The following is a 16,644-nucleotide window of genomic DNA, read 5'->3' on the forward strand; positions in this document are numbered from 1 at the left end:
ATGTGTATAAGAGACAGCCTTTTAGGGGCGCGGGGAACTGCGCGCCCAGCCACGTACGACCGAAACCCGACCACCACCGAACACCGCCAGCCCAAGTCGAAGCTCGACGATCCACCGGGAGCACACCCATGAACGCACCCCGTCTCCACCACCACGAAGAGGGCTCGCGCACCGCTCCCCCGCTGGTGCTCGGGCCCTCGCTCGGGACGAGTTCCGCCCTGTGGGACGCGGTCGCGCCCGAGTTGTCCGCCGCCCACCGCGTCGTACGGTGGGACCTCCCCGGTCACGGCGGGTCCGACGCCGGCCTGATCAACCCCGGCGCCACCGTCGCAGACCTCGCCGACCTCGTCCTCGCACTCGCCGACGACCTCGGCATCGACCGGTTCGCCTACGCGGGCGTATCGCTCGGCGGCGCCGTCGGCCTGCATCTCGCCGTGCACCACCCCGAACGCCTCACCAGCCTCGCCGTCATCTGCTCCTCCGCCCACTTCGGCGGCGCGAAGAACTGGGAGGAGCGGGCCGCCCTCGTCCGCAAGGAGGGCACGGCGGGCGTCACGGAGACCGCGCCGTCCCGCTGGTTCACCCCCGGGTTCACCGTGGAACGCCTCGTGCAGGACAACCGGGACGCCGACCCCGCGGGCTACGCCGCCTGCTGCGACGCCCTCGCCGCGTTCGACCTGAGGGACCGGCTCCCCGAGATCACCGTGCCGACCCTCCTCGTCGCGGGCCGCCAGGACCCCGCCACCCCGCCCGCGCACCTGCGGGAGATCGCGGACGCCGTCCCGGACGCCGAACTCGTCGAGCTGGCAGGCGCCTCCCACCTCGCCCCCGCCGAACGGCCGGAGGCGGTCGTCGGGCTGCTGCGCGGCCACCTCGGGCACGCCGTGAAGCGCGGCATGGAAGTGCGCCGCGAGGTCCTCGGGGACGCGCACGTGGACCGGGCGCAGGCGAAGCAGACGCCGTTCACGGCCCGGTTCCAGGACTTCATCTCGCGCTATGCGTGGGGCGAGATCTGGACCGACCCGACGCTCTCCCGCCGCGAACGCAGCATGATCACGCTGACCGCGCTCGTCGCCCACGGCCACCTCGACGAGTTCGGCATGCACGTCCGCGCCGCCCTGCGCAACGGCCTCACCCCCGACGAGATCGGCGCCGTGGTGCAGCAGTGCGCCGTGTACGTGGGTGTGCCCGCCGCCAACTCGGCGTTCGGCGTCGCCCAGCGGGTGCTCGCCGAGGAAGGGCTGGCGTAGGGCCTTCTGACCCCGACAGGCCTACGACCAGGGGGGCCACGCCGACCGTACCTCCCGGCCCCTAGCCTGGACGCATGGCCACAATCCTGATCACCGGTGCCACCTCCGGCCTCGGCCGGTACCTCGCCTTCGAGCTCGGCCGCGGCGGGCACGTCGTGCTCGCCCACGGCCGGGACGAGAAACGTACGGACGCCCTCGTCGAGGAGCTGCGGGCCGCCGGCGCTCGCGCCGAGGGCTTCGTCGCGGACCTCGCCTCCCTGGAGCAGGTGCGCGGCCTCGGCGCCCGGGTCGCCGCCGCCCACCCGGAGCTCGACGTCCTCGTCAACAACGCCGGTGTCGGCACCGGTGCGCCGGGCGCGGGCCGCGAGCTGAGCGCGGACGGTCACGAGCTGCGGTTCGCCGTCGACCTGCTCGCCCCGGTCGCCCTCACCCGCGCCCTGCTGCCCACGCTCCGGGACAACGCACCGTCCCGCGTGGTGAACTGCGGTTCGCTGGGCCAGTCCCCGCTCGACTTCGACGACCTGAAGTTCGCGGACAACTACAGCGGCACCGAGGCGTACTGCCGCGCCAAGTTCGGCCTCGCCGCCCACACCTTCGCCCTCGCCCGCGAGCTGTCCGGCACCGGCATCCACGTCAACGTCATCCACCCGGCGACGTACATGGACACGGCGATGGTCCGCGAGGCCGGCGTCGGCCCGCTGAACACCGTCGAGGACGGCGCGGCCGGTGTACTGGCCCTGGCCGTCGGCGAGTTGGGCGGCGAAGCAACTGCCGGGTTCTTCGACGGGGAGCAGCCGACGCTGGCGCACGCGGAGACGTACGACCGCGAGGTCCAGGACCGCCTCGACGCCGAACTCGACCGGATCCTGGGGTCGTAGGGCCGGTTCCTACGACCGTGGTGTGCTCTGCCAGCGCCACGTGGTCGGGCGAGGGTGGCCCGGCAGGTCGGCGCGGCCGGTGGCCCACAAGAGGGTGGGCCAGGGGGCCGCGCCGTCCGGGGCCTGCGGGAACAGCCGGGTGAGTGCCCGCGAGCAGAGTCCGGCGGGCGGGGTCCAGTCGAGCCCGAGGCCTTCCGCCACGTCATGCGTGTGCACCAGCGTCTCCACCACGCCCATCGCCGCGAAGCCCTCGGGGTCCGACACCCCGGAGGCGTGGTGGGCGCGCACCTGGGGCGACGTCGTCCGCACCATGGCGACCAGCAGCGCACCGCACGCCTCAAGGACCTGCACCAGGCCGGCCGGTCCCGCGGCGCGCTCCGCGAAGAGGAAGTATGCGGGTCCGCCGGGCCGCTTCTGGTTCAGCGCGAACGGCACATGTGTGTCCAACGGCGGACTCTGCGGCCCCAGTTGGACGGAGTAGTACAGCAGATCGTTGGCGAGGTGCTCGACGGTCTCCCAGCAGTCCCACTCCAGCGAACCCGCCCTGCCGTCCCACCCCTCCGGGGACGCGTCGCGAAGGCTGCCCACGGCGAGCCGCACGGCGAGGGCGACGTCGTCCGCGGTGACGGGAGACGACGCTGGTCGGGTTTCGACTGATCGGGACATGGCAGGACCGTATCCCCCGGGTGGACAGCGCACGAGCCCGGCCTGATCCAAACGACAGGCACTAGCGCAGCCCGCGGCCCGTCTCCAGCACCTCCCGGGCCCGCGCCGTCAGCCCGTCAGCGCCGCACGAACGGGCCAGCTGCAAGCCGCGGTTGAGCTCGGACAGCGAGCGCGCGGCGATCCCGTACTCGACCCGCGCCCGAGCGTGTTCGTACGCGCAGGGGGACGCTTCGAGGTACGTGACCGCCTTCGCGTACAGGGTGAGCTGCTCCCGCCCGGTGGCCAGCGCGGCGGCGCACCGCAGTGCCTCGCCGATCGCCGTGTCCGTGCCGAACCGCTCGGCCTGGATGCGGGACTGCGCGACGAGTTCGGCGGCGCGCTTCGGGTCGGTGTCGGCGAGGGCGAGGGCCAGGTCGCCCGCCCACGACGCGACGACGGTGTTGTGGCCGCCGCGGGCCTGGGCCACCTTGCCCCCGGTCTCCAGTTCGCTGATGCCCTCCTCGGTGCGGCCCACGGCGAGCAGCAGCCGACCGCGCACCGAGTGCGCGTCGGGCAGCAGGATCATCGACGGGTAGGGCGCGGCGAAGCCGTAGCGGTCGGCGATCCGGAGCGCCTCGTCGGGCTTGCCGCGGACGAGCAGCGTGTCGATGAGCATGGCCGCGGCGTCCCAGTGCATGGGCAGGCCGTGGCCCACCCGGTCGGCCAGCCGCAGCGCCTCGCGCAGGAACGCTTCCGCATCGTTGAGCCGACCGCGCCTGCGGTGGACGTAGCCGACGAATGCGTGCGCGAGGGAGAGGTGGCCGCCGCTCCAGCCGGCGGTCTCGTAGGCCCGCATGCTCTCGGTGAACAGGCTCTCGGCGCGGTCGAGCCGGTCGGCGAAGAGGTACGAGAGACCGAGCGCGATGAGGATCTCGAAGCCCCACTCGGTGTCGGTCCAGCCGAGGCCCGGGGCGAGGCGTCCGTTGACCAGGGAGCGGTCGCAGTACTCCGCGACCTCCTCGGCGTTCTCCCCGCGGTTCATCATGTCGAAGGCGCGCAGGATCAGCAGGACGCGCTCGGGGTTGTCGCGCCCGGTGACCCGGCCCGCGAGTTCGGCGAGGCTGCGGGAGCGGTCCTGCGGATCGTGCTCGCCGGCGTAGATGCACTCCCAGAAGAGGCGGGTGGCCCGCAGGCGCAGCCGCTGCTTCCCCTCGTCCAGCTGGACGGCCTCGGCGTCGAGCGCGGCGAGCGCGTCGTCGAGGCGGTTGGTGTGCACGAGGGCCTGGGCGAGGCGGCACACCGCGTCGACGCGGTCCTCGCCGAGGAGTCCGGGCTCGGAGTCGAGCGCGGAGCGCAGGTGCGCGACGGTGGTGGACGGCGAGGTGAGCAGCGTGGCGCAGCCCAGCTCGTACAGCACGTGCGGCCGCATCTCGGGCAGCGGCGGCTCCTGGAGGGCGCGCTCCAGGCAGCGCCGGGCCGCCGACGGGGCACCGACGGCGAGGTGCTCGCGGGAGGCGGCGCGCAACTGCTCGACGAGCTCCGGGTCGTCGTCCGGGTGCACCTCCAGGAGGTGGCGGGAGGCGGCGGCGGGGCCGTGCCCGGAGGCGGTGACCGCCCAGGCGGCCTGGCCGTGCATGGCGGTGCGGGTGGCCGGCGGGATCGCGTCGTACACGGCGGACGCGATCAGCGGGTGGACGAACTCCAGGGTGTCGCCGGCGCCGAACCCCGGTCCGGGTGACCCGGTGTCGGTCAGGATGCGGGCGGAGCGCAGGTGTTCGGCGCAGCGACCCGCCTGTTCGGGGTTCATGCCGGCGAGCAGGGCCGCGAGGCCCGGTTCGATGCGGGTGCCGAGGATGGCGGCGGCCCAGGCGAACCGGGTCGCGTCGGTGCCGAGCCCTTCGAGCCGGGTGACGAGCCCGCGGCCGCGGGCGGACCGGTTGAGCGCCCGCAGTTCGACGGCGGCCCGCTCGTCGGGCTGGAACTCGCTGTCCTGGACCTTGGCGAGCAATTCGACGGTCTCGTACGGGTTTCCGCCGGTGACGGCCCACACCTCGCGGCAGAACGGGTCGTCGGAGTGGGCGCCGAGCGTGGCGCGGGTCAGGCCCGCGGTGGCGTCCGGGGTGAGGGCGCTCAGCTGGGATACGCCGGGGCGGGCGGCGGCGGCCACCGCGTCCAGGCAGGCGGCGGCGCGCCCGTCGGTGGCCTCGCGCTGGGCGACGACGACGAACACCGGCAGCCCGTCGAGGCGCTCGGCGAACGCGGCGAGCCACTCCAGGGTCTCCAGGTCGGCCCAGTGCGCGTCGTCGATGAGCAGCACCAACGGCCAGTGCAGGCGGGCCAGTCGGGACGCCGCGGCGACGAGTCCGTCGCGCACGCCCTGCGGGTCGGCCTGGCGTCCGGTGGGCTCGGCGATGCCGAGGGCGGGGCCCGCGATGTCGTACCAGTCGCCGAAGTACTCGCGGGCCTCCTCCTCGGAGAGCGCCACGAGGGCGGGCTGCAGGAGTTGGCGCACGACGTTGAAGGGAACGGACGTGACGGTCTCGCCGCCCCGGGCCGACCACACGGTGGCCCGGCCCGCCGCCATCTCGCGCACCTGGGAGAGCAGCGCGGTCTTGCCGATGCCCGCCTCGCCCTTGAAGACGACGAGGCTGCCCGCGGCCGCGGAGCCGCCGCACAGATCGTCGAGCGCACGCGCCGCGACGTCGAGTTCGGACTCTCTCTCCCACAGGTGAGGGCCAGAGGGCGCGGCGTCCGCGTGCCGTCGTCCCTGGGTCATCCCACAGCCTCCCGTTGTCGAACCGGGTGTCGTCCCGGTGTCCGGTCGCGGCCGACCACTTGGGGCGATCGGCGTACTGGTCACGAGCCTAGACCGGGAGGCCGCCGCTTCGTGGGGCGTCGCGGCAGCCGGTGACATTTGGCCGGAGATGGGCAGTACGGGCCGGCCGGGTAACGATCCCGACCGGGGGCCGGACCCTCTCATGTCCTTTTCAGCCGGGCCTCATACTGTTCCGTCCATGACGTCGCAGACTCCCGCAGGCTGGTACCCCGACCCGGGGCAGATACCCAACGGCCCGCGCACCGAACGCTGGTGGGACGGCGCACGCTGGACCGACCAGACGCGGCCCGCCGCCACGACCCCGCCGCCGCCTTCGCAGCAGCCGGCTCCGTTCGCGCAGCAGCCGCCCGCGCCCAACCCGGCGTACCCGAGCCATCCCGGCCATCCCGGCCATCCCGGTCCGCTGCCGTCGGCGTCGCGCGGCCGGGGCCGGATCGCCATCGCCGCCGGGATCGCGGTCGTGGTCCTCGCGGGGATCGGCACCGGCGTCTACGCGCTCACGGCGGGCGGTGACGGCGACGGCAGGAACGACAAGGCGGACTCCCGTTCGCAGAGCCCGAAGGAGGCGCCCCCCGAGGACCCCGGCGCCCCCGGCGGCGGGGGCGAGAGCCCCGGCCCCGACGCTCCGGGCGCCAGCCCGCGGGCCCCGCTCGACCAGGGCTTCGCCACCGATGTCAGCAACGGCGTCGCGATCCCGGTCATCAAGAACTGGACCGGCACCGACGGCGCGGGCGCCGCCGGCATCACCGTCGGCCCGTACCCCTGCCCCAACTCGAAGGGCGACGCCTGCGTGAAGGGCGGGGCGACCACCTCGTCGGCGAAGCGTCTGGGTCTCGACGCGAAGACGGCGAAGGCGGCCGCGAAGGAGGACATCGCCAAGAACGCGAAGTCGTCCTACGGCGGCAAGACCTACGAGGGGATCACGGGCCACGAGCAGGTCTTCGCGAAGGCGGTCACGGTCGCCGGGCAGAAGGGCTACCGGGTCCGCTGGAGCGTCGAGACGAAGTCCGGCGTCGACGCGTGGGTGGAGTCGGCCGCCTTCCCCTCCCCCGCCAACCCCGACAAGCTGATCGTGCTGCGCGCGGGCATCGACGTCCCGAAGACCGCCGCGGACAAGGCGAAGGGCCCGGACGCCGGGGCGATCGACAAGATCCTCGAGGGCATCAAGAAGGCGTCGGTGACCGGCGACGGCGACACCGGCGAAAACGTCTGAGCACCGCTTCGGCCCCGCACACATGCGGCCGGACGGGTCCCCCTCCGCTCAAGGAGGAACCCGCCCGGCCGGGGGTGCGCGCCGCCCCCGTCCCCACGGTGCGGCGCGGGCAGACCACCGGTCGGTCATCCCTGCGACCGGCGGCCTCCCGTTCAGGTGGCCCGACCCTCCCGGGTCAGGCCGAGTCCCGGAATCAGCGCGCGCTCGACGAAGCCGACCAGATAGTCGGCATCGGCCTCGCGCCCTTCCAGGATCGGTCGGCTGCGCATGACTCCGAAGAGCTGCGCGGCCAGGTAGGGCAGCGCGGGATGGTCCGCGGCGATCTCGCCGCGCGCCACCGCCCGCTTCACCATCGCGTCGATCGACGCGAGCTCCGGCTCGATCAGCGCCTCGCGCAGGGCGCCCTTCAGCTCGTCGTCCTGGAGGGCGGCGTGCCCGAGGGCCTGCACGAGCACCGTGTCCGGCTTGGCCTGCGACGCCGCGTTGCGCGCGGCGGTCGCGAGGTCTCCCGCGAGCGTACCCGTGTCGGCTGTGAAGAACTTGGCACAGCGTCCGGCCCGCAGCGCCGCGGCCACCAGCTGCGGCTTCGTCTTCCACTGCCGGTACAGCGTGGACTTGCTGCAACAGGCCTGCGCGGCGACGCCCTCCATGGTGAGCGCCCCGTACCCCTGCTCCCGCAGCTGATCGAGGACCACGTCGAAGAACTCCTGGGCCCGCTCGGGGCTGATCTTCGAGCGGCGCGAGGTGGTGGGTGCGGCCTCGGTGGCCTTCTCGCGCGTCGTCATGGCCCTCACTCCTCGGGTCGGCTGCGGTGTCGATGAGATCACACCGGCCTATCGATACGCCAGTGTACCGGTACGCCACCGTATCGGTACACTGGCGTATCGATGAACGGGAACATGCGGGAACCGGAGCAGCACGCCGTCCGGCCACCCCTGATACGCGAGCTCTTGCTGGTCGTGGGACTTTTCCTCGTCTACAAGCTCGGGCGGCAGCTGGCCAACGGCCACACCGCCGAGGCCTTCCACAACGCCGACCACGTGTGGAGCTTTGAACGTGGCGTGCACCTGCCGGGCGAGGGCGCGGTGCAGGACGTCCTGCTGAGCAGCGACACCCTCGTGCACGCCGCGAACATCTATTACGCGTCCGTGCACTTCCCGGCCACGATCGCGCTGCTCGTCTTCCTCTACCTGCGCCGCCCGCGCCACTACCTGTGGACGCGGCGCGTGCTCGCGGCGCTCACCGCGGCGGCGCTCGTGCTGCACCTGACGTTCCCGCTGGCCCCGCCGCGGCTCCTCGCCGCCACCCACCTCGTCGACACGGCGCAGGTCTACGGCCCCTCGGTCTACGCCGCGAAGCCCGCCACGGACACCATGGCCAACCAGTTCGCCGCGATGCCCTCGCTGCACTTCGGCTGGGCCCTGATGGTCGCCATCGGCCTGGTCGCCGCGACCCGCTCGCGGTGGCGCTGGCTGTGGCTGCTGCACCCGCTGTTCACGCTGGCCGTGATCGTGGGCACCGCCAACCACTACTGGCTCGACACGATCGTGGCGACACTGCTGCTCGGCGCCGCGCTCGCGGTCATCCGGCTGCCGCACGCCATCGACACGACCGGCTTCTGGCGCCACCTGTTCCCGGTGCCCGCGCCCACAAGCACGCCGCACATCGCGGAGCCCTCCGCGGCCACGCCGACGCCGTGGGCCCCGGCCGCGTTCCGTACGCCGCCGGACGCGCTGACGGCCGCCGACGTACTCGCGGCGGCGACGCCGACCCACATACCGGCCGAGCTGATCGCCGCGCCGCACACCCACCCGGCCGGAGCGGCACGATGACCGCCACCCTGCTCGCCGTCGCGCTCTCCCTGGTCTCCGCCGTGGCCTACGCCGCCGCGGCCGTGGCCCAGGAACGGCTCGCCGCCAGGTCGGGGGCGGGCGTGCTGCGGCTGCTCGCGACGGGGACCTGGTGGTGGTCGGTCGGCCTCAACGCCTCGGCCGCGCTGCTGCACGTCGCCGCGCTCAAGTACGGGCCCCTCACCCTGGTCCAGCCGCTCGGCGCGCTCACCCTCGTCGCGGCGGTGCCGCTGGGGGCGAAGGTGGCCGGCCGGCATGTCACGGCAGGCGAGTGGCGCGGCACGGCGCTCACCCTCGCGGGCCTGGGCGCGCTGCTCGTCACGGCCTCGGGCCCCGCCCCCGACGACACGCTCTCGCTGCCCGAGGCGCTCGGCGTAGCCGCGGTGACGGCGGCGCTCATCGGCGTGCTCTCACGGCGCGGCGCGAAGCCGGGCCTGCGCCACGCGACCGCCTCCGGCGTCGCGTCGGGCGTCGCCTCGGCGCTCACCCAGACCGTGACGGTGGCGGTCACCGACCGCACGGGCCCGCTGCTCGACGTCCGCGTCATCGCGGTGGCCCTGCTGGTCGCGGCCTTCGCGGCGGGCGGCCTGCTCCTGTCCCAGACGGCCTACCAGGGCGGCCTGGGCGCTCCGCTGGCGATGGTGACCTTGTCGAACCCGGTCGCGGCGTCCGTCATCGGGCTCGTACTGCTGGGCGAGCATCTGCAGGGCGGAGTGGCGGGTTGGTCCCTGGCGGCGGTGGGAGCGATCCTGGCGACGGGTGGCGTGGTGCTGCTGACACATTCGACGGCGAGCGACCATGATCAAGCCCCGCTCTTGGACGAGAGCCCGCGGGGTCCGGGGCAGAGCCCCGTGACCGCAACCCCGTAGAGGCTCACCCGAACCCGCGCGAATCCTGCTTCAGCGCCGTATCCACGGTCAGAGCCGTCGCGACGACAAGGCTCAACAACGGCTCGGGCAGCTGATAGTGCACCTGCAGCACATAGTTGTCCGCGGTCGTGAACATCGTCTTGGCCAGCCCCTCCCACGTCTTCGTGATCCGCGCGACCTCGTTGTCCGCGTGGTCGACGATCGCGAAGTTCCAGGCCCGCCAGTTCTCCGCCTTGATCGCCCCGATCTGCTGACCGTTCACGTTCATCGCGAAGTTGATCTTCCCGATGGCGTTCTGCTGGACGATCTCGCCGACCGGCGTGCCGTCGGGGCGCTCCACGAGCACCTTGGACTTGATGAACTTGGCCGGCCGCGTGAGCACCATGAGCGGCTGCCCGTACGGGTCCCGGATCTCCAGGCGGTGCGTCATGAACTGGTCGACGCTGGCGACGAAGCGCAGCGCCTTCTTCATGGCGCTCTGGCCGACCTGGACGACGGAGCCCACGTGGTTGCCGTGCTGATCCATGACGCTGTACTCGTTCGTCAGCTCGATCAGCTTGGCCTTCTGGTTCACCACGAGGACCGGCTCGGTGAACAGCGTGCCGCCGCCCTGCCCGGCCCCGGCGACGCCCGCCTGCTGCTGCACCTGACGCTGCACGTCGGCGGCCCGCGCCTGCCCCTGCTGCTCGTGCAGCGACTGCGGCTGGTGCTGGGGCTGGGCGTACTGCTGCTGCGGCTGCTGCACGGGCGCCTGCTGCGGCTGGGCCGGCGCGAACTGCTGCTGCGCCGGAGCCTGCTGCTGCGGCGGCACCTGGCCCGCGGCCGGAGACTGCTGGGCCGGGGCCTGCGCCTGCGCCGGGTGCGTGTGCTCGGTCCACTGGGCGCCGTCCCACCACCGCAGCGTCTGGGGCGTGCCCTGGGGGTCCGGGTACCAACCTGCGGGGGTGTTCGAATGCGTCGTCACCGGGGCACACTATCGCGCCACTCTGTGGGCGTTCCCTGCCGTCAGCGCGCCCCCTCCCACAGCTCCCGCTCGGCCGCCCGCGGGTCCGCCTCGACCCGGGAGGCCCCCGCGTCGAACACCATCGTCGACCGGTCCCCCGCCGGGTCGTAGGCGGCCCAGCCCGGATCGCCGGACTCCGCGAACGCGACCCACGCGCCGTGCATCGCGCGGGCCAGCTCCGCCGGTGCGTCCTTGCCCGCGAGCGCCGCGTAGTCCGGGTCGTCGGCGCGGTCGAAGACGAAGCCCAGCTCCAGGGCGTGGCACGCCCCCAGCAGACCGTCGAACTGGGGCGAGCGCCACGCGAACTCGTACAGGTGCGAGCCCGGCACCGCCTCGGCGAGCCGCACCGCCGGGATCCGCCAGAACCAGTCGGTGACGACGGCGTCGAGGAGTTCCCCGGGGCTCGCGTCGGGCCGGCTCGCCCGGTATCCGTCCAGGTCGGCGCCGAAGGCCTCGGCGCCCCGCCGCACCCGACCCTCGCTGATGGTGTCGAAGCGGCCGGTCGGCACCATGTAGAGCCGGTTCTCCTCGCGGTTGCTGCCGACGAGGATGTCCACGCCGAGGTCGGGCCCCGGCATGACGTGCTCGTCGGCGATCGGCTCGAAGACCATCCCGTTGAGCGCCGCGTCGCCCCACACCGCCGGGTCGGGGCGCGAGCGGAACTCGTCCGACAGGGCCCCCTGCGCCGCGATCAGCTCCGGCAGCGGCACCGCCGCGAACGCCTCCGCGGTGTGCGCGACACCGAGCCGCTCCGCCAGCCGCTCCCCGATGCGGCGCGCGGTGTCGGGCCGTACGAAGTGGTGGCAGGCCCCGCTCTGCAGGATCGCGCGCCGGAACAGGCCGCGGGCGCGCGGCTCGACGAGCAGCCGGCCGATCGCCACCCCGCCCGCCGACTCCCCGAACACGGTCACCCGGTCCGGGTCCCCGCCGAACGCCGCGATGTTGTCGCGCACCCATTCAAGGGCGGCGATCATGTCGAGCAGGCCCCGGTTGTCGGGCGCCCCGGGCAGGTGCAGGAATCCGTCGACGCCGAGCCGGTAGTTGACGCCGACGAAGACGACGCCGTCGCGGGCGAAGGTGTCGCCGCGGTAGCCGGAGGAGTTCGCGGAGCCGTTGGAGAAGGACCCGCCGTGCAGCCACACCATGACGGGCAGGCGCGCGCCGGATCCCGGCTCGGGGGTCCATACGTTCAGGTTCAGGCAGTCCTCGCCGTCCTGGGACGTCTCAGGGATCAGCGCGTCGAACGGCGGGGCGTACGGGGCCTTGGGCGCGGTCGGGCCGTACCGCTTCGCGTCGCGCTCGCCGGTCCACGGCTCGGCGGGTTCGGGCGCGGCGAAGCGGCGCGGGCCGAACGGGGCGGCGGCGTACGGCACTCCGAGGAAGGCGGCGATGCCGTCCTCGGCGCGGCCTCGGAGGGTTCCCTGCCTGGTGTCTGCAGTGGCGTCGGTCATGTTCCTCTCGTACCCCTCGCCCGCCGCCGCGTAAAGATCCCGCGGAGTCGTGTCAGCCACACCCGGCGCCGAGCGTGCGTTCGCCGTCCTCGCCCGCGGGCGGCACGGGCCCGAAGGGTTCGCCCGCGAGCCACTGGGCGACGGCCCGGCCGATGGGCTGGCCCGTCTCGATCTCGACGAAGCCGAACTGGCCCGACTGGTTGCACTCCAGGAACCACCAGATGCCGTCGGCGTCCTCGGCGAAGTCGAACGCCCCGTACGCCAGTTGGGCCCGGGTCAGATAGGCCCGCACCCCGTCGGCGACCCGCCGCGGCACGGGTATCGGGCGCCAGGGGCCCGCGGCGGCGTCGAAGCGCACGTCGTCGACGGTCGCCTCCTCGCTGTGCCGCCGCGCGTCCTCGGCGTCCGGTGAACCCGCCGCGCGCGCCGCGAACAGCCGGTCGCCCACGCAGGTCAGGCGGATGTCCGCGGCCCTGCGTATCCGGCGCTGCAGCAGCGTCGGCCCGTTCGCGACGTCCTGGTAGTCCTCGCCGGGGCGCACGCGCGTGGTGGGCACGGCGAGGCCGGCGTCGCCCGGGTGCTTGCCCGAGACCGGTTTCACGATCAGGTCGGGGTAGCGCTCGGCGAACTCGCGGGCCGCGCGCGGGAATGTGGTGATCAGCGTGGCGGGCACCGGGAGGCCGCAGGCGCGGGCCAGCCACAACTGCCACGGCTTGTGGCGGGCCTGGGCGGCGGAGTCGGGGTGGTTCATCCAGCGCGCCTCGGTGCACCGCAGCATCCCGTACAGGGACTGCGCGGACTCCTCGGTGAGCCACGACGACGCGGCTTCCGCATGGGCGGCGGGCACGCCGGGGCGGCGCACCCAGATCGAGCGCAGGCCGCCCACGCTGACGACCCGGCCCCCGACCGAGAGATGGCCGTGGAACGCGCCGTGCGCGAACTCGCCCGACACCCCGACGCCGCCGGGCAGTTCGGCGGGGTCGAGCCGCAGGACGGGGATTCCATTGGCGTTCAATTCGACGACGGCCATGTCGGCCGTCACATCCTGTTCACTCGTCAGGATCAGCACGGTCATTTCGGCAGGGCCGTTCAGTCGTCGAAATGGGTTTTCGAACCCGCGGTCGAGGTGGTGGCCGCGAACTCCCGCAACACTGCGTAGTCGCGTGCCGCCACTGCGCCGTCGGCCAATACGTTCAACTGCAGCGTTGCGTCGTACACATACGGCGCCCTGACCTCTGCCTCTCGCGTGGGGCGGGCATAGTTCAGTGCGAACGGTCGCATGAGCTCTCCTAGTTGGGGGTTCGCCAAGTCAAGCGCATGGTGACTCTCCGACGTCACACCTCCAGCGAATTTCCAGGTCTCGTTTTGGTAAGACGCGTCACACCCCTGAGGAGTTCATTCCGCCACGCAGCGTGATGACACAACGTCAGGCAGGTAATGACCGGGCATTGCAGGGGGCTTTGGGGTCACTCCACCTATACGGCGCCTTTACAACCCTTTACATCTCCGGGCGGGGTCGTACGGAGCTCGTACGGCGACAATCCGCCACCCTGCCCGAACACGCCCTGCGCGCGCCGATCATGGGGCAGGGTGACCTTCATGACCCGGCACAAGAAGCGGCACAAGAGACGCTCGGCGCTGGCCCTCGCCACCGCCCTGGGCGCCCTCACCCTCGGCGCGGCCCCGGCGTCCGCCGCGCCCACCTGGACGGAGACCGGCACCGCGCACGTGAACTCGCTGACGGGCAGCCAGGGCCTGGCCTCCCGCGCGGACGGGTCGCTCCTGTACCGCGGTCTCGGCTCGATCCCGCTGTCGCTGCGCGTCGCGGGCTGGACGCACGTGGGCGACCCGGACGTGGCACGTGGCTACACCTTCGACGCGTACCAGGGCGGCGACAGCGCGACGAAGAAGATGTTCGCGGTCACGACCGCGGCCGGGAAGCGCACCACCTACGAACACGCCCTGGACCCGGGCGAACTGCTCAACAACTCGTTCGCGTCCGTGTCGCCCGACGGTCAGTGGCTGGTGTCCGGCGAGTGGGGCACGCGGGAGCGCCTCCAGGTCTTCCCCACGCCGGTCCTCAACGCCTCGGCGCCGCAGCCCGGCGCCAACCTCCCCCAGGCCGGGCAGATCTCCCTCGACAAGCCGGTCACGAACATCCAGGGCTGCGACTTCACCGACGCCACCCACCTCCTGTGCTCGTCCGACGCCGCGACGAAGGAGGTCCTCGACATCACCCTCGACCGCCCGCTGGACGGCCAGCCGGTCACCGGCCGCGTGGCCACCGCCTTCGCGATCCCCCAACGCAGCGTCTGCAAGGGCACCTTCGAGTCCGAGGGCATCGACTACGACGCGGCGCGGGGCACCCTGCGCGTCCAGATGGTGCCGCCGTCCCCGTGCCTCGTGACGACCGCCATGATCTCCTACAAGCGGGGGTGACGCGGGCGCGCATCGACCGATCGGACGACATCGGGGTCCTCCTCCTGACCGCCGCACATAGCCGACGGGCCGACGCCGGGGCGCCCGGCCGGGGCGGAGGATCGGGGCATCGGCACAGCCCCACCCCACGGAGGACCGCGATGCGCACCCCACGACGCCCAAGGACCCGCTTGAGCGGACTGATCGCGGTCGGCGCGCTGGCGTTCGTCACGGCCTGCACCGCCGCGCCGGACGACGCGGCGGACACCGAGCGCCCGCCGAAGGCCTCGGCCGAGCGGTCGTCCGGCGGCGCGTCCGCCCCGGAGGCCTCCGCGGACCTGTTGCGCGCGGCGGGCGAGGGCGACACCGACGCGGTCCGTGCCGCCCTGCGCGCGGGCGCCGACACCGAGGTCCGCGACGACGAGGGCCGCACCCCGCTGCTGCTGGCCGCACTCGACGACCATGTGGCGGCGGCGAAGGCCCTCGTCGCGGCGGGCGCCGACCCGGACGCGCAGGACGAGCAGGACGACAGCGCCTGGCTGGTGACGGGCGTGACCGGCAGCGTGGCCATGGCCCGCGCCCTGATCCCGGCCGAACCGGACTACTCCCTGGTCAACCGCTACGGCGGTACGTCGCTGATCCCCGCGGGCGAGCACGGCCACGCCGCGTACGTCCGCGAGGTGCTGCGCGACACCGACATGGACGTGGACCACGTCAACAACCTCGGCTGGACCGCCCTGTTGGAGGCGATCATCCTCGGCGACGGCGGCCGCGACCACCAGCGCGTCGTCGAGCTGCTGCTCGACGGCGGCGCCGACCCGGAGCTGGCCGACCGCGACGGCGTCACCCCGCTCGACCACGCCGAGCGGCACGGCTACGACGAGATCGCGAAGCTGCTGCGGTCGGCGGGGGCGTGACGCGGGGCGCCCCCGGTGTCAGCCGGCGGGGGCGTGACGCCGGGCTCCCCCGGCGTCAGCCAGCGGGCGTGAAGCGCGGGTAGGTGTCCACCGGCTCGGGGCCGACGACCTTCCCGCCGTGCAGGACCAGGACGCGGCGCGGATGGTCGGCGACGGCCTCCGGGACGGATCCGGCCGCGACCGCCACGAGGTCGGCGCGGCAGCCCGGCGCGATGCCGTAGCCGTCGAGGCCGAGCGCGGCGGCGGCCTGGTCGGTGACGAGGGAGGCGGCGACGCGCAGTTCCTCGTCCGTCATCAGCCCGTCGCGCAGGCCGATGATCGTCGCCCGCTCCAGCATGTCGCCGGTGCCGTAGGGCCACCAGGTGTCGCGGATGTTGTCGGAGCCGGCGAAGACCCGGACACCGTGCCCGCGCAGCCGCATGACGGGCGGCATCGGTCCGGCCGGGCCGTTGGTCATGATGGCGACGCCCGCCGCGGCCAACGCCTCGGCCGTGCGGTCGAGTTCGGCGTCGTCGACGGCGCCGAGGCTGTACGCGTGGCTGACCGTGACCTGGCCGCCGAGGTCGAGGGCCGCCGTGCGCGCGGCGATGTCGCGCAGCTGCCCGGTGCCGGTCGTGCCGCCGTCGTGCAGGTGGATGTCGATGCCCTTGCCGTGCTTCTCGGCGAGGCCGAAGACGATGTCGAGCTGGCCTGCGGCGTCACCGTCGAAGCCGGCGGGGTCCAGGCCGCCGACGAGGTCGGCGCCCTCGGTGAGCGCGGCGTCCAGGAGCTCGGCCACGCCGGGCGCGGTGACGACGCCGCTCTGCGGGAAGGCCACGATCTGCATGCCGAGGCGGTCGCGGAACGCCTCGCGGACGCCGAGCACGGCGTGCAGATTGTCGAGGCCGACGTCGGGGTCGATGTCGACGTGCGAGCGCACGTGTCCCGTGCCGGAGGCGATCATCCGGCGGGCGAGCGCGGTCGCCCGCTCGGCGACCGGGACCGGCTCGGTGCGGCGGGCGGCCCGCTCGGACAGGATCTGGTCGCGCAGCGTGCGGGTGGTGCGGTGCGGCCGCCAGGGCGCGCCGAGCAGCGTCTTGTCGAAGTGGGCGTGGCCGTCGACGAACGCGGGCAGCAGCAGCGCGCCGTGCAGCTCTACGGCGCCGGGTGCGGGGGCGCCGCCGGACACGTGGTCGACGACCTCACGGACCCGTCCGTCGGCGATCCGGACGTCGACGAGGCGCCCGTCGGCGAGCGCGGCTCCGACCAGGTTCGCGGGTTCGGAAAGGGCTGCCGCCTCGCGCATGTGGGTCTCCTTGCGTAGTTCACCTGCGT

Annotated in this window: 15 protein-coding genes; 7 read left to right on the forward strand and 8 right to left on the reverse strand. The window is 73.5% G+C overall.

Features of this window, described 5'->3' with window-relative positions; all coding sequences use genetic code 11:
- The first annotated feature begins 128 nt into the window (after positions 1–128).
- Positions 129–1,250 (forward strand): 3-oxoadipate enol-lactonase, encoded by a 1,122-nt coding sequence (pcaD, locus tag ACFV9W_RS11355; protein ID WP_385758164.1) that lies wholly within the window; start codon positions 129–131, stop codon positions 1,248–1,250.
- A 74-nt stretch (positions 1,251–1,324) separates the two neighbouring features.
- Entirely contained in the window at positions 1,325–2,128 is an 804-nt protein-coding gene (locus ACFV9W_RS11360; protein WP_385758166.1) for an SDR family NAD(P)-dependent oxidoreductase, read from the forward strand.
- Between the two features lie 9 nt (positions 2,129–2,137).
- On the opposite strand, the gene ACFV9W_RS11365 is transcribed toward ACFV9W_RS11360, so the two are convergent.
- Both ACFV9W_RS11365 and ACFV9W_RS11370 read right to left on the reverse strand, forming a co-directional pair.
- Positions 2,138–2,794 carry a hypothetical protein gene (locus ACFV9W_RS11365; RefSeq protein ID WP_385758168.1) on the reverse strand — a complete coding sequence of 219 codons (657 nt, stop codon included), beginning with the start codon at positions 2,792–2,794 and terminating at the stop codon, positions 2,138–2,140.
- A gap of 61 nt (positions 2,795–2,855) precedes the next feature.
- A complete protein-coding gene (locus tag ACFV9W_RS11370) occupies positions 2,856–5,549 on the reverse strand; it encodes an ATP-binding protein (protein WP_385758171.1) in 2,694 nt (897 codons plus the stop codon).
- 238 nt (positions 5,550–5,787) lie between these two features.
- Here ACFV9W_RS11370 and ACFV9W_RS11375 point away from each other — a divergent pair, with 238 nt between their 5' ends.
- A complete protein-coding gene (locus tag ACFV9W_RS11375; RefSeq protein WP_385758173.1) occupies positions 5,788–6,822 on the forward strand; it encodes a DUF2510 domain-containing protein in 1,035 nt (344 codons plus the stop codon).
- Positions 6,823–6,974: 152 nt separating this feature from the next.
- Here the strand turns inward: ACFV9W_RS11375 and ACFV9W_RS11380 are convergent, their stop codons facing one another.
- Positions 6,975–7,607, reverse strand: a complete 633-nt coding sequence (locus ACFV9W_RS11380) for a TetR/AcrR family transcriptional regulator (protein ID WP_385758175.1) — start codon at positions 7,605–7,607, stop codon at positions 6,975–6,977.
- 102 nt (positions 7,608–7,709) lie between these two features.
- On the opposite strand from ACFV9W_RS11380, the gene ACFV9W_RS11385 reads away from it, so the two are divergent.
- On the forward strand, positions 7,710–8,654 hold the full coding sequence (locus ACFV9W_RS11385) for a phosphatase PAP2 family protein (protein WP_385758178.1): 945 nt from the start codon (positions 7,710–7,712) through the stop codon (positions 8,652–8,654).
- A complete protein-coding gene (locus tag ACFV9W_RS11390) occupies positions 8,651–9,541 on the forward strand; it encodes a hypothetical protein (protein ID WP_385758180.1) in 891 nt (296 codons plus the stop codon). Before ACFV9W_RS11385 ends, ACFV9W_RS11390 begins: the two co-directional genes overlap by 4 nt.
- Before the next feature lie 4 nt (positions 9,542–9,545).
- Here ACFV9W_RS11390 and ACFV9W_RS11395 read toward each other — a convergent pair whose 3' ends face one another.
- Genes ACFV9W_RS11395 through tgmA form a run of 4 tightly spaced genes read right to left on the reverse strand, consistent with a single transcriptional unit; the run spans position 9,546 to position 13,276 of the window.
- Positions 9,546–10,505 (reverse strand): phospholipid scramblase-related protein, encoded by a 960-nt coding sequence (locus ACFV9W_RS11395; protein WP_385758183.1) that lies wholly within the window; start codon positions 10,503–10,505, stop codon positions 9,546–9,548.
- Positions 10,506–10,546: 41 nt separating this feature from the next.
- A complete protein-coding gene (locus tag ACFV9W_RS11400; RefSeq protein WP_385758185.1) occupies positions 10,547–11,995 on the reverse strand; it encodes a carboxylesterase/lipase family protein in 1,449 nt (482 codons plus the stop codon).
- A 52-nt stretch (positions 11,996–12,047) separates the two neighbouring features.
- The gene (gene tgmB, locus ACFV9W_RS11405) at positions 12,048–13,070 is read right to left on the reverse strand and encodes an ATP-grasp ribosomal peptide maturase (RefSeq protein WP_385758188.1); all 1,023 of its coding nucleotides are present in this window, start codon (positions 13,068–13,070) and stop codon (positions 12,048–12,050) included.
- Positions 13,071–13,084: 14 nt separating this feature from the next.
- Entirely contained in the window at positions 13,085–13,276 is a 192-nt protein-coding gene (gene tgmA / locus ACFV9W_RS11410; protein ID WP_385758191.1) for a putative ATP-grasp-modified RiPP, read from the reverse strand.
- Positions 13,277–13,594: 318 nt separating this feature from the next.
- Between tgmA and ACFV9W_RS11415 the strand changes: the two genes are divergently transcribed.
- A complete protein-coding gene (locus ACFV9W_RS11415) occupies positions 13,595–14,434 on the forward strand; it encodes a hypothetical protein (protein ID WP_385758194.1) in 840 nt (279 codons plus the stop codon).
- A 317-nt stretch (positions 14,435–14,751) separates the two neighbouring features.
- Positions 14,752–15,330 (forward strand): ankyrin repeat domain-containing protein, encoded by a 579-nt coding sequence (locus tag ACFV9W_RS11420; RefSeq protein WP_385758677.1) that lies wholly within the window; start codon positions 14,752–14,754, stop codon positions 15,328–15,330.
- 55 nt (positions 15,331–15,385) lie between these two features.
- On the opposite strand, the gene ACFV9W_RS11425 is transcribed toward ACFV9W_RS11420, so the two are convergent.
- Complete coding sequence (locus ACFV9W_RS11425) at positions 15,386–16,615, reverse strand: amidohydrolase family protein (protein WP_385758196.1); 1,230 nt, start codon at positions 16,613–16,615, stop codon at positions 15,386–15,388.
- Positions 16,616–16,644: the final 29 nt, after the last annotated feature.

This window comes from Streptomyces sp. NPDC059897 (genome assembly GCF_042730865.1).
Taxonomy (GTDB): Bacteria; Actinomycetota; Actinomycetes; order Streptomycetales; family Streptomycetaceae; genus Streptomyces.

Excerpts from the sequence above, each read along its gene's own strand:
- pcaD (WP_385758164.1), top strand. The coding sequence starts at position 129 with ATGAACGCACCCCGTCTCCACCACCACGAAGAGGGCTCGCGCACCGCT.
- ACFV9W_RS11360 (WP_385758166.1), top strand. The coding sequence starts at position 1,325 with ATGGCCACAATCCTGATCACCGGTGCCACCTCCGGCCTCGGCCGGTAC.
- ACFV9W_RS11365 (WP_385758168.1), bottom strand. The coding sequence starts at position 2,794 with ATGTCCCGATCAGTCGAAACCCGACCAGCGTCGTCTCCCGTCACCGCG.
- ACFV9W_RS11370 (WP_385758171.1), bottom strand. The coding sequence starts at position 5,549 with ATGACCCAGGGACGACGGCACGCGGACGCCGCGCCCTCTGGCCCTCAC.
- ACFV9W_RS11375 (WP_385758173.1), top strand. The coding sequence starts at position 5,788 with ATGACGTCGCAGACTCCCGCAGGCTGGTACCCCGACCCGGGGCAGATA.
- ACFV9W_RS11380 (WP_385758175.1), bottom strand. The coding sequence starts at position 7,607 with ATGACGACGCGCGAGAAGGCCACCGAGGCCGCACCCACCACCTCGCGC.
- ACFV9W_RS11385 (WP_385758178.1), top strand. The coding sequence starts at position 7,710 with ATGAACGGGAACATGCGGGAACCGGAGCAGCACGCCGTCCGGCCACCC.
- ACFV9W_RS11390 (WP_385758180.1), top strand. The coding sequence starts at position 8,651 with ATGACCGCCACCCTGCTCGCCGTCGCGCTCTCCCTGGTCTCCGCCGTG.
- ACFV9W_RS11400 (WP_385758185.1), bottom strand. The coding sequence starts at position 11,995 with ATGACCGACGCCACTGCAGACACCAGGCAGGGAACCCTCCGAGGCCGC.
- tgmB (WP_385758188.1), bottom strand. The coding sequence starts at position 13,070 with ATGACCGTGCTGATCCTGACGAGTGAACAGGATGTGACGGCCGACATG.
- tgmA (WP_385758191.1), bottom strand. The coding sequence starts at position 13,276 with ATGCGACCGTTCGCACTGAACTATGCCCGCCCCACGCGAGAGGCAGAG.
- ACFV9W_RS11415 (WP_385758194.1), top strand. The coding sequence starts at position 13,595 with ATGACCCGGCACAAGAAGCGGCACAAGAGACGCTCGGCGCTGGCCCTC.
- ACFV9W_RS11425 (WP_385758196.1), bottom strand. The coding sequence starts at position 16,615 with ATGCGCGAGGCGGCAGCCCTTTCCGAACCCGCGAACCTGGTCGGAGCC.